Raw genomic sequence first — 15,544 nt, forward strand, 5'->3', positions numbered from 1 at the left:
TGCTGCCCACCTCCGCACGTATCGATCCCATTCGCTAGCAGCCCAGCCTCTCGCGTGTCAACGTCATCCGCGACGGTACTGATCGGATGCTTACCATGTCACCGTGTCTTCGTGCCGAAGCAACGTTGTCCTTGAGCCCGTCACCGAATGCGAATCCGTCCTGTCGCGATGTTCTTGTCGTTCCGGCGGACACAAGTATCTACACGGCACAGGTCGGTACGTGCTTGCCGAGCGCCCGCAGGCTGTCGGCGATTTCGTCAAGCTTACGCAAACGGCAATGGCCCTTCGAAGTGTCCGATATAGCAGAGATGCGATACCGCGCTGCCCGTGTGGGCGGCTCCCCAGCGATGTAGCATGAAGGCGGGCGGTTCGAGATACGACGCGGGTTCGGCATCCGGCTCGAGGCGCAATGCGATCTGCGTCGTCGTGCTGGGGACCCCGGCGAGCCACACAACCTTGCGCCGCGTTTCCTCGTGTCGCCTTGCATTCCCGTAATATCTCCCGCAGAATCCGTTCGACAAAAATACGAGTTGGAGGGTGGGCTGATGAATCAGGCGGACGCAGACCTCATTGCCGCAGTAAAGATACTGGATCGGCAGAAAGCGGAGGACGCGATCAACGGCGGAGCGAACGTGAATGTGGTGGACTCCAAAGGGACGACCCCACTGCACTGGCTCTGTCACTTCGTACCTGGACACTACAGGATCGAGGCGGTCCGGTTGGGGCCTGTTGTCTCCGACTCCGATGTTCTCGGGATCCTCGATCTGCTGTTAAAGAAGGGCGCGAACGTGAATGCCGGAAGGACGGGGACGGCTGTGACTCCACTACACCTGCTCGTTCTCGACGCAGTTCCGTTCGCCTGCATTGAACCGCTCGTTACCCGACTTTTGGCCGCTGGAGCTGACATCAACGCAAAGACGAACAAAGGCCATACACCCTTGACAGTGGCGAAAGTGGCTCAGGAAAAGGCTGGAAATATCGATTCGTTGACAACAGTTGCCAGCCTTCAAAAGCTCGGAGCAGTCTCGAGTGAACCATAACGTATCTGTGCCTCGATAAGCTTTATGTATTTCTTGCTGCCTCAAGCTTTGTCAGCGGCGCTTCATTCGAGGCAATAAGCTGGGGGAGAATGCCTGCCTTTCTCGACGGAATGAAGCCGCCAAACTTCTCCCGTATGTCGAGAATCAGCTCAGCCGCAATGAGTCCGGCTTGAGCACATTCCCAGAGGTCAACCTTGAGCCAGGGGTCATCCTCGAAGTCGAAAAAGCTTGTGTGGATCTCGGGCGTGTCACCGCCCACGAAGAGAAAATTGCGGAAGCTGTTCAGCACGTTGGCGTGCGCAGTTTGCTCATCGATCTGATCCTTGATTTTCTTGATCTCGTCGGAGTGTTGCTGGAAATGCTCGCCAAGCCAACGGTACGCGGCCCGCGATGCCTTCTGGGGGTCATGCGTCTGGCCGTCCGCTGAGTCGAAATAGTTCGTCGTCTCAACATGAACCAGCGAATAGGCCGCGTGCACCGTCGACTCAAGAAAGTAGCGCAAATTCATTTGCGCTTGGATGCGGTGCTGACGCACTAGCGACGTTAGACAGAGGGTGTGAAACTTCTTCATCTGCGACAAAAATCTGATGAAGATGTCACAGTCCTTGATAGGCCAGTCCATGATGTTCGACAGCAGCATTGAGACCTCACGTGCATTGCAGAAAAACTGACCATATCGTTCCTACGCCCCAAGGATCATTTCATGTTCGTTGGACGAGAAAATTTCTATACTCATGACTAGTTACTCGGACACAAAAAGCTGTCGGATAAACCGCGTTTACCGCGACCCGCATTTGAATTAATCATTTGACGATTCGTCGCCGTTACGCCGCTCGCGCCCCCAATGGATACCGGGAGGCGGTTTGGATCCGTAGTAACCCTTGCTTAGGCTAGATGGGACACGCATCGTTTGTTTGACCGTCTGTTCGATCTTTTCGCCAGCTAGTTCTATCCCGTGCGCTTCAGCCTGCATCCGCACATAGCCTCGTTGCATCTTCTCACGATAGGTATAAAGGCCCGGATTGCCAGGATCATTGACAAGGATTGCGCCAAACTTCTTATCTCGGAATTTGCGAACGCGCGCGCAGAACTTTTCATAGGTGAGAACCGTGCTGTCGCGGCGTTGTTTCATGATGTACTCGTACGACGAGAACATAGCCTTCATGAAGCGATCCAAATACTCTGAATCGGCCGTCGCCCACAGCACCTCCTCATACTCGCTGCTTCGTTTGTTGACCGCTTCCTGATACGGCCGCTTCAGTTCGGCACTGATGCTTTCGATGGCGACCCGAAGTCCGGTGTGATAGTGATCCCATTCGATTTGCGTTACCAATTTCGGATCGTCGAAGGCGCACCACAACATTTTTTCCGTGATGAAGTGTGCGTAGTACGGATAGCCATCGCAAACCGCCGCGATGCGAATATAGATCTCTTTATCAACAGAGACATTGAAGCTGCTGGCGGCCTTGATCACGATATCCCAGCGAGCGTCCCAGCTGAGCTTTGGAAGCTCGATGCCTTCGAGTTGGCGAATCGCAGATTGATGTGCCCCTAATAGCTCGTCGAGCGATTTACCGACACCCGTGAAAATGAGCTTTAACGGAACCTTCTTATCGCCCATGTGTTTTAACAGGTCTGCAAAAGCTGCTCGCTCCTCAGGCGCCGTAATGCGGTCGAATTCGTCGAGAACAACGATAGGCTGGTCCGAGTGCAGGCTTGCAGCCTCTCGAAGGACTTCGACTGCATCAGCTAGGGAAACAATCTCATCATGCAAGTTCGATTGGGTCGTCTCGCTGGCAAGAGCCGCTTTCAGGTAGCGGAATTCCAAGCCGATAGACGCGGTGATCTTCGTTTTCCGTAAGCGAGATGCATCTATTGCTTGATACGCTATATTTGCGACGATGCTCTTAAGCGTCGCATCAGGACTGCAGCCAATATCAATATATTCCGCGTCGGAGCTTTGATACTGATTTGCAGCGGTCGCGGCCAGCGACGACTTTCCAACACCTCTGTCGCCATATATAAATATGTGTCGGCCAGATGCGAACAATGCCTTCTCAATCCGGTCCAGTTCCTGTTCTCGTCCAAAAAGATGTTCCCGGCTTTGTATCGGCTGCGATGCAAAAAGAACCTCGTTTAAGCGATGTCCGAATTGGTGTTTGTCGTAACCGGAAATTGCCATTTGCCCCCCTAGCGTTTTTTTGCTCTCGTCCAACAATCCGACAGATTAACGAAGAAACGAGGAATCAGGTACGTTATCTGCCTTCCGCAGACGATATCCATTCACACGCTGATAACTAGCACTTTAGCTGGCGCGACTACGCGTCGGTTTCGCTTTGGATGGCCGACGCGCGGCTACCGTCAATGCGATTGAAATATGGGCGTCCCGCACCGGCTTTGCATAACACCTGTCCGCACCCTGATATCTGTATCCGGCCTTGACATGTCCGTCGACCCAGCCATGCCTACGGCGTGCCATTCCGCCCCTAGCTCGTCCACTGGAGCCCGCATGCCTGACGTCGGGCCGCCCTTGCCAGTCGCGCCGTCGATGTGGCACTCTGTCTTATCTTCCGATGAATGAGTGCTCCCATGAACTACCTTGCGACGTTGCCCCCGAAAAGGCGCTTCTATGCCGCGCTGGTTTGCCTGCCGCTCATTTACCTCATCATGAAGGGCGTCACGCTCGGCGGGACGTGGGCGGGCAAGGTCGGCGGCATTCCCGCCGTGCTGGCGGTGGGTCTGCTCTTCTGTATCGCGGCGTGGAAGATGCAGCGCATCGCCGCGGCGATCGTGAGCCCGTTCGTGCGCGGCTAAGTAACGGACCTTCTGTACGCAGATGCCTCGACTAAGGGCGAATTTTGAAGCCGACTGGCTCTCTCATCTTAGAGAGCATATGGTCACCGTTCAGGGGTGGTCTGCGGCACAGGTGTCTGCCCTCGACGACGGTGACGTTTGTGTGCGCTATTGCGATGCGCTGCGACGCAGGATTGTTGCCGCACCGCGAGCTGTAAAAGCCGCCGATGATTTCGTTTGTCCGCCCGAACATCTGGCAGGTTGGAACGCGTTTCAGGAAAAGGTTGAAAACGGGCAGGATATCAATCCGTACCTCAGTAAGCGTCACGCTTCATTGTTCAACTTAGATGGCCTCTTGGGAGAATGGGGCGTGCATCATTTTCACCTTGGCATCGGCGCTGACACAAAGAATCCGGCTTACATGGCCAGGACCGGCTCGCTTCTTTATGCACTTGTTACCGACACCGCCTTCTGTGCGATCAACGTTTTTTCGCATGAGAGCTTCGAGGACAGTAGCGTGCTGGAAAGCATTCACCGGAACTGGCCGGAGATGATTCGCAGGTATCGTGCGAATGGCGTCACCGGAGCGACATGGACCTCGGACCAGCGTCGAGCTCTGCGCGGTAAGAACGGGAACGTCCTCACCACCGTATCCGACGGTACTGTGTATTTGCCAATCACAGGAGGTGTTATGGCGTCAGGAGTGAATGCTGAAGCGGTGCGGTTCGCGGACTATTGGCAGATGAGAGTTCGCGAGCTTCAAACCGCCCTTGAAGACAAGCTCGACGACCTTCTGCTCACCTTGGGCCAGAACGGCTACGCTGGGGAGCCCGAGATCGAGGCAACGCTCCAGTTTTCAGAAGCTGGGGTGCACGCCTTTTTCCCCAAGTACGGCGTCCGCGCAATTCTGAATGTCACGGATTCTCCGTTAGGTGACAGCCGCCTCGGCAGCCGCATGTCGTAAAACCACATCGCGGCGGCCGCGCTGTGGCATGTTCTGGTCAGTCGGCACACAACGCACAAGCCTCTATGCCGGTGGATCTTGACTGCATGACAGTACGAGATACACGGTGTTTTTATAAGGGCTATCCACTTAGCGCCAACGGAGCGAACATGTCGGCGTGAGTGAATCTCAGCCTACCCCTATTGCGGGCGTCGACTATCCTCGGACGCGGAGCCAGTTTGAAGAATGGTTTGCCACTGAGGATGATTGCGCACGTTATCTTGAGCGACTGCGCCGGCCAGATGGATTCACTTGCCCGAGTTGGGGTGCGCTCAAGATCCGGATAAAAACGTGCGATAGCCGCACCGCACAATCATGTAAATCAACGACTTCGGGCGCTTGTCTTGTCGCAGTCCGTACCACAACTGCACCAGAAGCAGGAAGCCCTACCCATTGGGCGTGACCCGTCATCACGGCGCTTCCTGCTGCGGGAGAGGCTCGCGCGCGGCGCGGCCTGCGCACTGTAAGTCGCGTGATACGTGGCGGCCTCGGCCCGGCAGGTCTCGTAGTAAGCCGGCAGGTCACGGGGCAGGTGACCCACGAACGTCCCGACCGGCGCCCGCGCAACTAGGTGCCGATAGAAAACCGCCGTACTGGCCAGGACCGTGTCGAGGTCCGGGATGTGCATCGTGTCGTCGTCGTCGAGGTGCGCCACGAAACGGTCGCGGTAGGTTTTCATGTCGGTGAGGTACTGGTCCCAGCCTGCGCGGTCGAGCCCAAGGGTCGCGAACAGGGCCGTGAGGAAGGCGGTACGCGCTTCGGTACCCTGTACGAGGCGTCGCCAGTGATGGCGGGCCTCCCAGTCGACGAAGTTGCTGTTGATGGTTCGACCCATCTGGGAATCGTCCTTCAGGCGGCCGCGGCCATCTTTGGTCTGATAGCCGACGCGGTAGAACGCCACGTTGCGCATGATCGCGCAGCTGAGCAGCGCCTGGCGACGGGCGAATCGACGGTCAACCGGCATCCGGTTCTCCGGACGGTTCCTCGGTGTGCCGGCCGGGGCCGGCTTGCCGGCGCCTCAGCGGCCCGGCCAGCACCGTCACGTGCTCGGGAAAGGGGACCGAGCGCGGCCTCATCGCCTGTTCATGCGTCGCGAGCGTAAAGGCCCACAGGCGCGACCGGAGTTGCTCGGACGTCTCCGCCGGCGGCAGCGCCGGTCGAATGTGTCGGGTCATCGGTTAATCCTCCGGCGGGACAGGCGATGTACTTTTTTCGTCCCGTGTACGCTTTCGCCGTACACACTGCTGAAAACGTACGCTCGCTTGGCCCGGGTCATTTCTTCGGGGCTGGAAAACGGACCGTGCCGTTCTGGATGGCGGCGATCGCCTTCTCCCTGGCCAGTTCCGTCGCGCGCTCCTTCCGGGCGGCGACGCCGTGGTAGATGTCCTCCGACGCAATGCCGCCGTTGGCGAGCTCGACCCATGCGGTGCACCGGTACCCTTCCTGGACCTTTTCGTGGTTAACATCGAAGACGATGTAGTGGTTGTCGTCGTAGCGGATCGCCATGGTTCAACTCCTCGTGTAGGTGCTGCAGCAATGCAGGTTCAGACAACCCGTCCTTAGCGCGGGCTGTAGCCCGCGTCGCGAAGCCCGCTCGCGACGGCCTCGATGCCGGTGATCATGAGGGATGCGCGCCGCTGCCGTTCTTCATGCGGCAGGTGCGCCTCTGTCATCTCATAGAACGTGTCGAACAGTGATCGCTTGGCAAACTGCGCAAGCTGCTCAGCCACCTCGGGAAGCATCGTCGCCGTAACCGTGACCGGCGTGTCGCGGTCGATTTCTTCCTGGGTGCGCTGCCGGGTGTCCACTTTCGTCTGGAAAGACATCTACATCTCCTTTTTTGAGGGTGACGTCAGAACGAGCAGTACAGCTGCCCGGGGAGCCAGGCTTCCCAGTCCCACGCATACAGGCAGTCGCCGCGGCCATCCTCGGTCTGATAGCCGACGCGGTAAACGCCACGTTGCGCACGATCGCGCAGCTGAGCAGCGCCTGGCGACGGGCAAATCGACGGTCAACCGGCATCCGGTTCACTCCCGTCAGAGGTCCGCCGGCGCTGGCCCGCGGTTGCACCGGGGTCGGTGCCTCCGAGTGCGGCGAGTCTGGCGAGGGCGGCGGCTCGGTCCGCGGCCGATGGCGCGTTCGCGTCAGTGGGCTTCTGTCGGCCGCAGTGACCGGCACACCAGCGTTGGCTGAGGCCCTCGGCGAGGGAGATCATGCCCTCCTGACGCACGCTGATGGCCTGGTCGTAATAGAAGCGCAACCCACCGAATTTTTCCTTGACCTGGTCCGCCACTACCTGGGGGTCGCCCTGGCGCGTCGCCCACTGCAGGCTCGTGCACAGCGCGTCGAGCAGGTCGAACCAGCAGTCGCAGGTTTCGATGCCGAAGGCGATCGGCGCGTCGCGGTCGTGGCGTCTCGCGAAGGTCTCCGGGTAGCGCGTACACAGTTGGTGATCCAGTTCGGGACTCATTGCAAAAACCTCGTGAATAGAAGACTTCCAGGCATCATGTTGTTCCTCTCCGTTATCGGGCCTGCCTCGCACCGCACACGGCAGTTGCGTCTGGGGCGGGGCAACTTCACCTGTGACTTCAGAACATCCGATACCTCTCGAGGGGGAGGCCGTGCTGCTCCACGTAAGTGTTGTAGCTTTCGATGGCTTCTGCGTTCTCCTTCCGCCAGAGCTCGGCACACCTGTCGCCGGACGCGGCCAGCACGTCGCGGTCGATTTCTTCCTGCGTGCGCTGCCGGGTGTCAACATTCGTCTGGAAAGGCATGTACGGCTCCTGTAAACACCCTAGACAGCGGTTCGCCAGCGCGCGGAACTGCCGGAGAGGTGGCTCGTCCAGTCCCACGCATGGGCGCAATCGCCTTCGTCGCTGTAGCCAAGGCAGGCAGAACCGGTCAACAGCCTGTCAAACTGACCCCGCCAGGGTTCCGGAATATCGGCGAGCCTCACGACGGTGTCCGTCCCTCGCGCCGGATGATGGGGACGATACGCTGCAGGAACAGGCGGTCATCATCGGTCATCGGCTTTTTTCAGAAATATCGGGCTGCTCAGAGAAGCCCTTGTCGGGATCGCCTTCCCGGTTGAGTATTCCGCGGAGCTGGCGAAGCTCCTCTTACCGCTTGATCTGAACCCGGTACTTCTCGAGTGGCAGACCGTGCTGCTCGACGTACGCATTGGAACTCTCGATGGCCTGTGTGTTCTCCTTCTGCCAGAGCTCGGCACGCCTGTCGTCCACGGCCCTTGCAAGCCCGGCTTCCGCGGCCTGTGACACATCGATACCGAGGTCGCTGGCTTCAGCCAGCAGGCTTTCCGCCAGTTCAACGTTCATTGCCCGCTTCGGGCCACCTGCGCAGGCTGGCAGGTATGCAAGCAATGTTTCGGTCAATACGTTGTCGTCGCCACGCAGACTCAGCCAGCTCGCACATAGACCATCCGAATATCGTGCCCAAGCAAGCGCGATGTCGCTATCGGACGCCATTTTCCTGGCCTTACCAAGGCAAACTTTCATCCGCTCAAGATCCTCAGGAAATTGTTCCGCGATCTTCATGGTTCAACTCCTCGTGCCGGGCCTTGCCAGACGGGCTTCCGAGCGGACTGCCCAATGATCAAGGACTTTATCACGGGCCAAACGCAATGGTGATACGTGCAGTTATCGACATTGAAACCTGCCCCCCGTGGTCCTCTGGCAGCGGTAAACTGCAGGCTCCGCGTGTCAGGGCCGGGCGGGAGGCCCCTGTCGTGCTAACCACTTCGACAATCAGGTGCTTTCATGGCGAATACGCACAAGACCAGCAAGGCCCGAGCGGCTCGCAAGCTGGCTCGTGCTGCCCGAGGCCTTGTTCCACAGGAGGGGTGGCAAGCCTGGTACGACCTGAACGACCAGGCACCGGCACTTGCGGTCGACGGTGTGCGCTATGGCAACCAGCGAAAGTTTCGAGCGATGCTCAAGGTGCATGAGCGCCGCGTGAATCGCCGACAACAGGAAGCTCAGGCGAGAACGACCGTCGCGATGGAAGTAGGTTTCTGATGTGGTTCACCCTGCAGTCATCCGGCTGCACTAGCCGCTACGATGGCGACCCAGCCATCCACTCAGTCCAAAGGAGAAAAGTCATGAGGTAGATATCCACTACCGGGCATGATCATGAGCAAAAGCAGAAGGAAAACGCCCATCTTCGGGCATACGACCAGCGTCTCTGAAGCCAAAGACAAGGCGATATGGCATCGGCGACACCGGCGCGCCGAGCGAAGCGAAATAAAGCTTGCCGGCGTCGACTACATCGCCAGAAGCCACCGGGCGCACTCGGACCCATGGTTGATGGATAAGGACGGCAAGCGCTGGTGGGCCGAGGCTCAACCGTGCGACATGCGCAAGTGAAACGACAGCAAAGGTAGCCGCGCCCTTGGGAGAGCAACCATGACGAAGGAGATCGAGACGGAAGCGGAGTTTTTCGCGGGAAGCAGGGAGCACCTGCAGCGATAGAAGACGAGGCGGGCCATCTTCGATGATGGCGAATGGCTGACGGCTGAATTGATTAATACCCTTCAGCTGTCGCCACCGGTAAAAAAGTCGCACCCTGCCAATGACTGGAAGCGGGCCGGGCTCGTTTTCAGCGTCGCCCATGACGGCGAAGAGTACTTTCCGGGCTATCAGTTCGACGCAATGTACCAGCCTAAGCCTGTCATAAGCGACATTTTAAAGGCGCTCGGACCGATGACTGATTCGTGGGAAATTGCCGCGTGGTTTCATTTTCCAAATGGTTGGATCTCCGAGTCACAACCCAGCCGGGACGTTGCAGCTCCGGTTGCTCCCAAAGACGCATTGGATCGGACGGACGAGGTGGTCGCAGCCGCTCGGAAGATGCAGGGAACGTATGTAGCGTGACGTTAAGCAATCCTGTCAGCCACGCTAGCTGGGCGTTGCACAATGGTGGTGGAACACCTAGGAGAGGCCATGACCAAGGATATGAATACGGAGGCCGAGTTTTTTGCCAGGGGCAAACGCCTCGCGCGCCACGTCTGGGATGCCGGGCCCGATGCCGAAACGTTCCTGAAGACGGCTCCTCCTCAAAATTCGACCTCTGCCCTGGCGGCCCTGAGAATTGTCTCCAGACCGACGCCAGACGCTGTCCCCCCTGGCGGCCTTTTGCCGGCGAGGATCTCGAGGGGGCTGAGACCGCCCAGCGAGCCGCGCGGGTTTGTAAAGAACACCCATTTGGTACTGCCCGGTAGCGTGCCGAGGGCTCGGCTAACAGCCGCCAGCGCTGTTGACGAATACGCCGGATCGGCCAAGAAGGCCGGGTAATAACGGGCGCCGGATGGGCCGTCCACATAAAAAAGCGATCGGCGCCGAAGCCAGCCGCGCAGGGCAAGTTCGGAGATGCCCAACCGCTGCCGCAATGTTTCCCGGTCGAGCAGCTGGCCACATTCGAAGAGGGCCTTTCGCAGTGCAAAGGCTTCTTCCATCATCGCTGTCCGGTAATCGCGTGCCGTGGTGCGTTTGCGTTCTGTCATGATGCGTTCCGTCATGAGCATTGAGACTGCGGCCGCTGGCTGGGTCGCTCTTTTCGGTACGATGTTACCTAGAACCGGTAACTTGACCTGCAGCCGACGCCGCGGAGAGGCCATGACGAAGGATATCGATACGGAAGCGGAGTTTTTCGCCAGGGGCACTGCCCCACGCAAGGCCGTTACAGCCACATGCTGACGCTATTTGAGCCGATGCGCAGGACGCTCGTCGGATATGGACTCGATGTGGCGCAGCTTGTCGCGCTGCTGAAGTCGAAACTTAAGTTGGCGAACAACAGATGAAAAAAACTACGAACCAGCCTGGCATCAACACTGAGGGTAAGCCTGAAGTCGCTAGCGACGATCGGGCAATAATGCGATTGGCTATTGACTTGTCCGCCAAGTGCGTCAGCGAGGCGGGCAAAGTCTCTCCCAAGGTTGGCGCAGTTGTGGTCCGCGACGGTGTTGTTTTGGCTTCGGCGTTCCGTGGCGAGCTGAAGGCTGGGGAGCATGCCGAATATACGTTGCTCGAACGGAAGCTACAGGGCGTGGACCTTAAAGGCGCCACGCTGTACTCGACGCTTGAGCCGTGTACTCACAGGAACCATCCAAAGGTCTCATGTACCGATCGAGTAATTGACCGAAAATTAAAACGGGTCGTTATCGGTACGCTCGATCCGAATCAGATGATTCGCGGACTTGGCGAGCTTCGCTTGCAGGATGCTGGCATTGAGATTACCCGCTTTGATCCCGACCTCGTTCTTGAGTTGCGCGATCTAAACCGGGAATTCTCGGCGTTGCATCCAGTTCGAGGCATCCAGCGTGATGCGTTGCAAACGCGCGAACCGTTGAAACCGGAGGTCGGTCCGAATGGCCTTCGAATTGGCTACAACAGCGAGGGCGACAAGGTTGAATGGATACCGTCCGACGAGGAAGAGGGTGAGTTTTGGCCGATGCTCCTCCGCCGAAACGATGCAGCAATCCTCAGAGAATATAACGACCTTTGGGATAAGGTCTGGTGGAACCGTCATCAAAACTGGATCTATAAACTCGAAAATGGAATCGAGAAGCTCCGGGCCGGGCAAGAGGAGTTACTGGCAACAGCGAAAAAGGCAGCGAGACGGATTGAACGGAAATTCGGGAAAAAGAATCTAGGTTGGGATGACTTCGAATGGGGTTTGCTGAGCGGGCGCATGTCAGCCCTTAGCTGGGTGCTGGGGGCCGAGTGGAACGAGTCGCTTGATACATAGGGGCCACTTCAGAAATCGGAATTTAAACCAGAGCTCGTGCCGATTGTTCAGAGATTTCAGCAATTATGAGGGGTCCGCTCGTGTAGGGGTGCGCTTCAAGATCGGACGTTTGCGTACGCCCGGGGGCGCCTCGGAAGCGCGGCTACGCGCCAGCCTTGAGCCACCAAAGCAACTCTGGCCGCGACGAATAATGCGGCTCCGCGATCCAGATAGCGAAGTCAGCGTCCCACTGATCGAGCAAATAATCAGCTAGGTCGAACTCTTCGTCGAGTGCGCCTTGGCCGTCTTCGTGAAGGAACACGTAGCGCACTCGCTCGCCGTCCCAGTATGCAACCGCGAAGTCAGTCAGATCCGCAGTCGTACTGCGCGGCTGATCACGCAGCAACATGGCGACGTGGGCTTCGAATTCTTCGTGCGTCACGTATATCTCCCTGCCGCGCGCAGCGGCGAATCAACCAATCTTCTTGCCACAAAGCCTGCTGCGAATCTATTCATACGGCTCATAGCGCGATGTTCCGTCATCCCAGAGCAGTTGATATTCAACTTCTGGCCCAAAGACCGACGCGATGTAGCAGATCATGGCCGCGTCGAGGTAGGTATCGCCATGGAACTCGCGGTGGTCTACGAAGATCGAAACTGGCTCGGCATGCGGCCGGCGTGCAAAAAAAACGATTCCACGCCCCGGATCATCGATCTCATCGATGACGATCTGTGCGCGCTCGATGATTGGCTCCGCCAGTTCAGGATTCAGTGTGTATCGCGGCCAGTGGGAAATGCTGGCGATATCGGCTGCGGCCGCGCGCGGATTGAGACGGAGCAGTTCCGCTCGTTCGACCCAGCAGTCGAGGGTTGCGTCCGGAAGGTCTGTCGGGTCCATGATGTCTCTCCGAAAAACGGCCTAACTCAGCGCTATCATTAAGGCAGGAGGTGGCCCATGTGCGCAAACTACGATCCGTCTAAAGAAATCGATTTTGAGGCATTCAGCGAATTTCCGCGTCCGACCTTTGATTATCCACCTGAGACGTGGAAAGACTACGCGGCGCCGATCCTGCGCATGGACAGCGGCGAGCGACTGACCGATCCTGCCACCTTCGGCATTGTGCCGCGCAAGCACATTCCCAAGGGTGTGAAGCTTTTCGACACGATGAATGCACGCGCTGAGTCGATCGGGGAGAAGCGCAGCTTCAGCGGAGCATGGAAGAATCTCCAGCTCTGCCTGATCCCGTGTCGCAGTTTTTACGAGCCGAATTATGAGACCGGATCGCCGGTGCGCTGGCGGATCGGCTTGGGCTCTGGCCAGCCACTCGCTCTCGCCGGCCTGTGGCGCGCTTGGAACGATCCAGACGGCCCTTCGATGTCGTTTTCGATGCTTACCATCAATGCCGAGAACCATGAGCTCATGCGGCGCTTTCATAAGCCGGGGGCTGAGAAGCGATCGGTGATCATCCTGCGGCCTGAGCAATACCAAGACTGGCTTGGGTGCCGCACAACGGACGAGGCGCGTTCGTTCCTAAACCTGTTTCCCGCTAACGAGATGGCCGCCGCGCCGGCGCCGATTCCACCGCGGCGCCCGAAACCGAAGTCTGAGGTTAACGAATCGCTGCTGTAGAGCTACGGTTGTGCGGCACATCCTTGGTTCACCAACGCTTACCGGTGTATTGACCGTCCGTCGGCAATTTGATCGTGATGCCACCTTGTGATCCAAGTCGGACGTGCTCGTCCTGTAGGCGAGCTAATAGCGACTTCGCAGCACCGACAATTTTCCCTTGGTTATTTGCTCCCAGGCCGTAATGGATTTCCAGGGCCTCATCATGCGCTCGGTCTATTACGCGGCGGTAGCGCACCACCTCTAGGATTAACCGGCGAAGGGCTGGATCGCGACAAATCCGCCACAAATCACGCAAGTCCCCATTTGAGACCGGGTCGAAATCATCGACTTTGAGTGACATGATTCTGCATCAGAAAGGCTGTATGGATATACAGTATAGGCGATGCGCAGCGTTTATCGTTGAACTGGCGAAAAGCGGGGCGCCAAGTATTCGTAGGGCGCCAGAGTAATTGCGACTGGCGCCACAGTTTTGCAACTGGACGACGAAGTTAGTGCGACTGGCCGACGGCCGACCGTCACGATAGTGAATTTAGCGAAAAGCATTCGTGGCGCATCTCGCTTCCTTCGGGCGCTACCGCTCCTATGGGCACGCAAAGGCGCGCTGCCAGACTCCGAATTTGCGAGTTGCATGCGGCGCGGCCGAACGTCTTCAATACCGAAGCACTGGAGCGCATCGGCGGGTTATATGGCATCGAGGAGAAAATCCGGGGCAAGCCACCCGATGCTCGACCAGCTGCAATTCTCTATGCGTTCAACCGCTGGAAAGCGCTCACGCGGTACTGCGAGGATGGTCAGTCCGAAATCGACAACCTGCCAGTCGAACGCGCCTGCACGGTGTTGCAATCACGGCCGAAACTACCAGCGGGGGTTTTGACGATTCGATCGAGTCAAGCGCGACGGGAAGTCGAATGGTTCGCCACCAAATTCCCCCGACCACACGCGACCAGCCAGAATTCGACGCGTATACGCTCTTCACGTTGCTGTTGTTGGTGAGTTCACTTTGCTATTCCGGAGATTACCGGACGGCAAGCGTTACCTTTCAGATTTTTGGCCGCGCTTATTCTCGACTTTTGGAGAACAACTTTAAGTCGGGTTTATGAAAGAATTTTCGTTGAAATTATTTGCTCCTTTATCCACGACAGAACTTGATGTGTTTTTTCTCCAAGAGTAAGCAACTGAGTCGCTCGTGCTACCCAACCGTCAAAGCTTTTCCCGAAATTCTCTCCCTTAATTGGTTTTGCATCGAGGCCGCTTGCGCGCAACTGCAGAACCAAGTCCGCTGTCTTTTTCTGACGTATCCTCAAGCGTTCAAGCGCTTCGGAAATGGATAAGCGTTCCGCTTTATTGGGTAGATTATTCTCATATCCCTCTTCCAATTGAAACATTTTTGCCGTAGATTTCCTAACGCCACGGATGGCCTGATGATTTGAAAAATCGGTGCGATTTGAGAAATGGAAAGAGAGCAGTAATTTTTCCAGGCACTGCCCAGTAAAGTCGCCGGTGTTGAGGAAAAGTACAATGCGATCTCGCTCTTCCTTTGTTGCTTTGTATCGATTACACATTGCTTCAAAGTGATTGATTAACTGCGGAAAAAGCTTGTCAAATTCGAACTTATAGTTCTGAGCGCGCTCAAGACGCTTGGCTGCATCCCAATCCCATTCTCTACTACCCATGATGTCGTCATCTGGTCGGGAGCAGATGTCGGCCAGCTTACCCAGCAATCGGAGTAATGTAGATAATTCAAGTTTTTCACCTAGCGAAATGGCTATCGGCGGACTACCTTTGACAAACACACAGAGTACCGGTAATTTTTCTCTGGATATTTCCAGCAAATCAATCCAGTAAGACATGATTTCGGTGGAGTCTTCTACTAATTTCGAAATAAAGCCACTTTTTCTTGCCGCTTTTTGGACAGACTCCAGACCATTTTCTAGCGCAGCACCATAATCTCGAATCGCTTTGTGAATTTGGTCGTCCGGAAGATCGCGAAAATAATCGCGCAATGGACTTGATAGATAATTGTCGTATTCTGTTCTCTCTTCTATTTCAAAAACCTCTCCCGGCATGAGCAGCGTGGAGCCTTTCTCATCTGCGAAAGCAACAGGCCTACGAGGCAAAGAGCCATCGAACACAATGAATGCTACTTTCGGCCCCATCGCCACATCCGCATCCAGATAATTCATGATAATTTCTTTGTGAACCTCCCGATGCGTCGGATCAGCCGTTACAAGACAGCAGAGAATTTCGTGTTCGATATCAATTTTCTCAAACCAGTTAATAATGGCGCGAGGGGTCGCGTGTGAGATGCGCATAGTTTCACCTAGAGATCAATATGTT

General features: G+C 56.9%; 23 protein-coding genes and 1 pseudogene. 9 read left to right on the top strand and 15 right to left on the bottom strand.

Annotated features, from left to right (window positions below; all coding sequences use genetic code 11):
• Positions 1-263: 263 nt before the first annotated feature.
• The gene (locus tag ABH944_RS41055; protein ID WP_404614553.1) at positions 264-452 is read right to left on the bottom strand and encodes a hypothetical protein; all 189 of its coding nucleotides are present in this window, start codon (positions 450-452) and stop codon (positions 264-266) included.
• Between the two features lie 93 nt (positions 453-545).
• Between ABH944_RS41055 and ABH944_RS41060 the strand changes: the two genes are divergently transcribed.
• Positions 546-1,040 carry a hypothetical protein gene (locus tag ABH944_RS41060; RefSeq protein WP_404614555.1) on the top strand — a complete coding sequence of 165 codons (495 nt, stop codon included), beginning with the start codon at positions 546-548 and terminating at the stop codon, positions 1,038-1,040.
• Positions 1,041-1,062: 22 nt separating this feature from the next.
• Here the strand turns inward: ABH944_RS41060 and ABH944_RS41065 are convergent, their stop codons facing one another.
• Positions 1,063-1,680, bottom strand: a complete 618-nt coding sequence (locus ABH944_RS41065) for a hypothetical protein (RefSeq protein WP_404614557.1) — start codon at positions 1,678-1,680, stop codon at positions 1,063-1,065.
• Positions 1,681-1,839: 159 nt separating this feature from the next.
• Complete coding sequence (locus ABH944_RS41070; RefSeq protein ID WP_404614559.1) at positions 1,840-3,222, bottom strand: ATP-binding protein; 1,383 nt, start codon at positions 3,220-3,222, stop codon at positions 1,840-1,842.
• A gap of 407 nt (positions 3,223-3,629) precedes the next feature.
• Between ABH944_RS41070 and ABH944_RS41075 the strand changes: the two genes are divergently transcribed.
• Both ABH944_RS41075 and ABH944_RS41080 read left to right on the top strand, forming a co-directional pair.
• Entirely contained in the window at positions 3,630-3,854 is a 225-nt protein-coding gene (locus ABH944_RS41075; protein ID WP_404614561.1) for a hypothetical protein, read from the top strand.
• 79 nt (positions 3,855-3,933) lie between these two features.
• A complete protein-coding gene (locus ABH944_RS41080; protein ID WP_404614562.1) occupies positions 3,934-4,797 on the top strand; it encodes a hypothetical protein in 864 nt (287 codons plus the stop codon).
• A gap of 361 nt (positions 4,798-5,158) precedes the next feature.
• Here ABH944_RS41080 and ABH944_RS41085 read toward each other — a convergent pair whose 3' ends face one another.
• From ABH944_RS41085 to ABH944_RS41115, 7 genes are all read right to left on the bottom strand, one after another.
• Positions 5,159-5,800, bottom strand: coding sequence for a hypothetical protein (locus tag ABH944_RS41085; RefSeq protein ID WP_404614564.1), 642 nt, complete (start codon positions 5,798-5,800; stop codon positions 5,159-5,161).
• Complete coding sequence (locus ABH944_RS41090) at positions 5,790-6,011, bottom strand: hypothetical protein (protein WP_404614566.1); 222 nt, start codon at positions 6,009-6,011, stop codon at positions 5,790-5,792. Before ABH944_RS41090 ends, ABH944_RS41085 begins: the two co-directional genes overlap by 11 nt.
• Before the next feature lie 97 nt (positions 6,012-6,108).
• Entirely contained in the window at positions 6,109-6,342 is a 234-nt protein-coding gene (locus tag ABH944_RS41095) for a hypothetical protein (RefSeq protein WP_404614568.1), read from the bottom strand.
• A 53-nt stretch (positions 6,343-6,395) separates the two neighbouring features.
• On the bottom strand, positions 6,396-6,662 hold the full coding sequence (locus ABH944_RS41100) for a DUF7706 family protein (RefSeq protein WP_404614570.1): 267 nt from the start codon (positions 6,660-6,662) through the stop codon (positions 6,396-6,398).
• A 185-nt stretch (positions 6,663-6,847) separates the two neighbouring features.
• Positions 6,848-7,306: a hypothetical protein gene (locus ABH944_RS41105; RefSeq protein ID WP_404614572.1), complete on the bottom strand. Its 459-nt coding sequence runs from the start codon at positions 7,304-7,306 to the stop codon at positions 6,848-6,850.
• 118 nt (positions 7,307-7,424) lie between these two features.
• On the bottom strand, positions 7,425-7,610 hold the full coding sequence (locus ABH944_RS41110; protein ID WP_404614574.1) for a type II toxin-antitoxin system CcdA family antitoxin: 186 nt from the start codon (positions 7,608-7,610) through the stop codon (positions 7,425-7,427).
• Positions 7,611-7,955: 345 nt separating this feature from the next.
• Positions 7,956-8,390 (bottom strand): type II toxin-antitoxin system CcdA family antitoxin, encoded by a 435-nt coding sequence (locus ABH944_RS41115; RefSeq protein WP_404614576.1) that lies wholly within the window; start codon positions 8,388-8,390, stop codon positions 7,956-7,958.
• Between the two features lie 222 nt (positions 8,391-8,612).
• Here ABH944_RS41115 and ABH944_RS41120 point away from each other — a divergent pair, with 222 nt between their 5' ends.
• From ABH944_RS41120 to ABH944_RS41130, 3 genes are all read left to right on the top strand, one after another.
• Positions 8,613-8,870 carry a hypothetical protein gene (locus ABH944_RS41120; protein WP_404614578.1) on the top strand — a complete coding sequence of 86 codons (258 nt, stop codon included), beginning with the start codon at positions 8,613-8,615 and terminating at the stop codon, positions 8,868-8,870.
• 114 nt (positions 8,871-8,984) lie between these two features.
• Positions 8,985-9,218, top strand: a complete 234-nt coding sequence (locus tag ABH944_RS41125) for a hypothetical protein (protein WP_404614580.1) — start codon at positions 8,985-8,987, stop codon at positions 9,216-9,218.
• 153 nt (positions 9,219-9,371) lie between these two features.
• Positions 9,372-9,725 (top strand): hypothetical protein, encoded by a 354-nt coding sequence (locus tag ABH944_RS41130; RefSeq protein ID WP_404614582.1) that lies wholly within the window; start codon positions 9,372-9,374, stop codon positions 9,723-9,725.
• A 182-nt stretch (positions 9,726-9,907) separates the two neighbouring features.
• Here ABH944_RS41130 and ABH944_RS41135 read toward each other — a convergent pair whose 3' ends face one another.
• Positions 9,908-10,354: a hypothetical protein gene (locus tag ABH944_RS41135; protein ID WP_404614584.1), complete on the bottom strand. Its 447-nt coding sequence runs from the start codon at positions 10,352-10,354 to the stop codon at positions 9,908-9,910.
• A gap of 293 nt (positions 10,355-10,647) precedes the next feature.
• Between ABH944_RS41135 and ABH944_RS41140 the strand changes: the two genes are divergently transcribed.
• Entirely contained in the window at positions 10,648-11,598 is a 951-nt protein-coding gene (locus ABH944_RS41140; protein WP_404614586.1) for a deaminase, read from the top strand.
• 142 nt (positions 11,599-11,740) lie between these two features.
• Here the strand turns inward: ABH944_RS41140 and ABH944_RS41145 are convergent, their stop codons facing one another.
• Both ABH944_RS41145 and ABH944_RS41150 read right to left on the bottom strand, forming a co-directional pair.
• The gene (locus ABH944_RS41145; protein WP_404614588.1) at positions 11,741-12,019 is read right to left on the bottom strand and encodes a hypothetical protein; all 279 of its coding nucleotides are present in this window, start codon (positions 12,017-12,019) and stop codon (positions 11,741-11,743) included.
• Positions 12,020-12,085: 66 nt separating this feature from the next.
• Positions 12,086-12,475 (bottom strand): phage protein NinX family protein, encoded by a 390-nt coding sequence (locus tag ABH944_RS41150; protein WP_404614590.1) that lies wholly within the window; start codon positions 12,473-12,475, stop codon positions 12,086-12,088.
• A 57-nt stretch (positions 12,476-12,532) separates the two neighbouring features.
• Here ABH944_RS41150 and ABH944_RS41155 point away from each other — a divergent pair, with 57 nt between their 5' ends.
• Entirely contained in the window at positions 12,533-13,207 is a 675-nt protein-coding gene (locus ABH944_RS41155) for an SOS response-associated peptidase (protein WP_404614592.1), read from the top strand.
• Between the two features lie 28 nt (positions 13,208-13,235).
• Here the strand turns inward: ABH944_RS41155 and ABH944_RS41160 are convergent, their stop codons facing one another.
• Positions 13,236-13,547, bottom strand: a complete 312-nt coding sequence (locus tag ABH944_RS41160; RefSeq protein ID WP_404614593.1) for a class III extradiol ring-cleavage dioxygenase family protein — start codon at positions 13,545-13,547, stop codon at positions 13,236-13,238.
• 263 nt (positions 13,548-13,810) lie between these two features.
• On the opposite strand from ABH944_RS41160, the pseudogene ABH944_RS41165 reads away from it, so the two are divergent.
• Positions 13,811-14,035, top strand: a pseudogene (locus ABH944_RS41165) (IS66 family transposase); the annotation flags it as partial.
• 266 nt (positions 14,036-14,301) lie between these two features.
• On the opposite strand, the gene ABH944_RS41170 reads toward ABH944_RS41165, so the two are convergent.
• On the bottom strand, positions 14,302-15,519 hold the full coding sequence (locus tag ABH944_RS41170) for a hypothetical protein (protein WP_404614595.1): 1,218 nt from the start codon (positions 15,517-15,519) through the stop codon (positions 14,302-14,304).
• Positions 15,520-15,544: the final 25 nt, after the last annotated feature.

Source organism: Caballeronia udeis, from assembly GCF_044909315.1.
Lineage (GTDB): Bacteria > Pseudomonadota > Gammaproteobacteria > Burkholderiales > Burkholderiaceae > Caballeronia > Caballeronia udeis_A.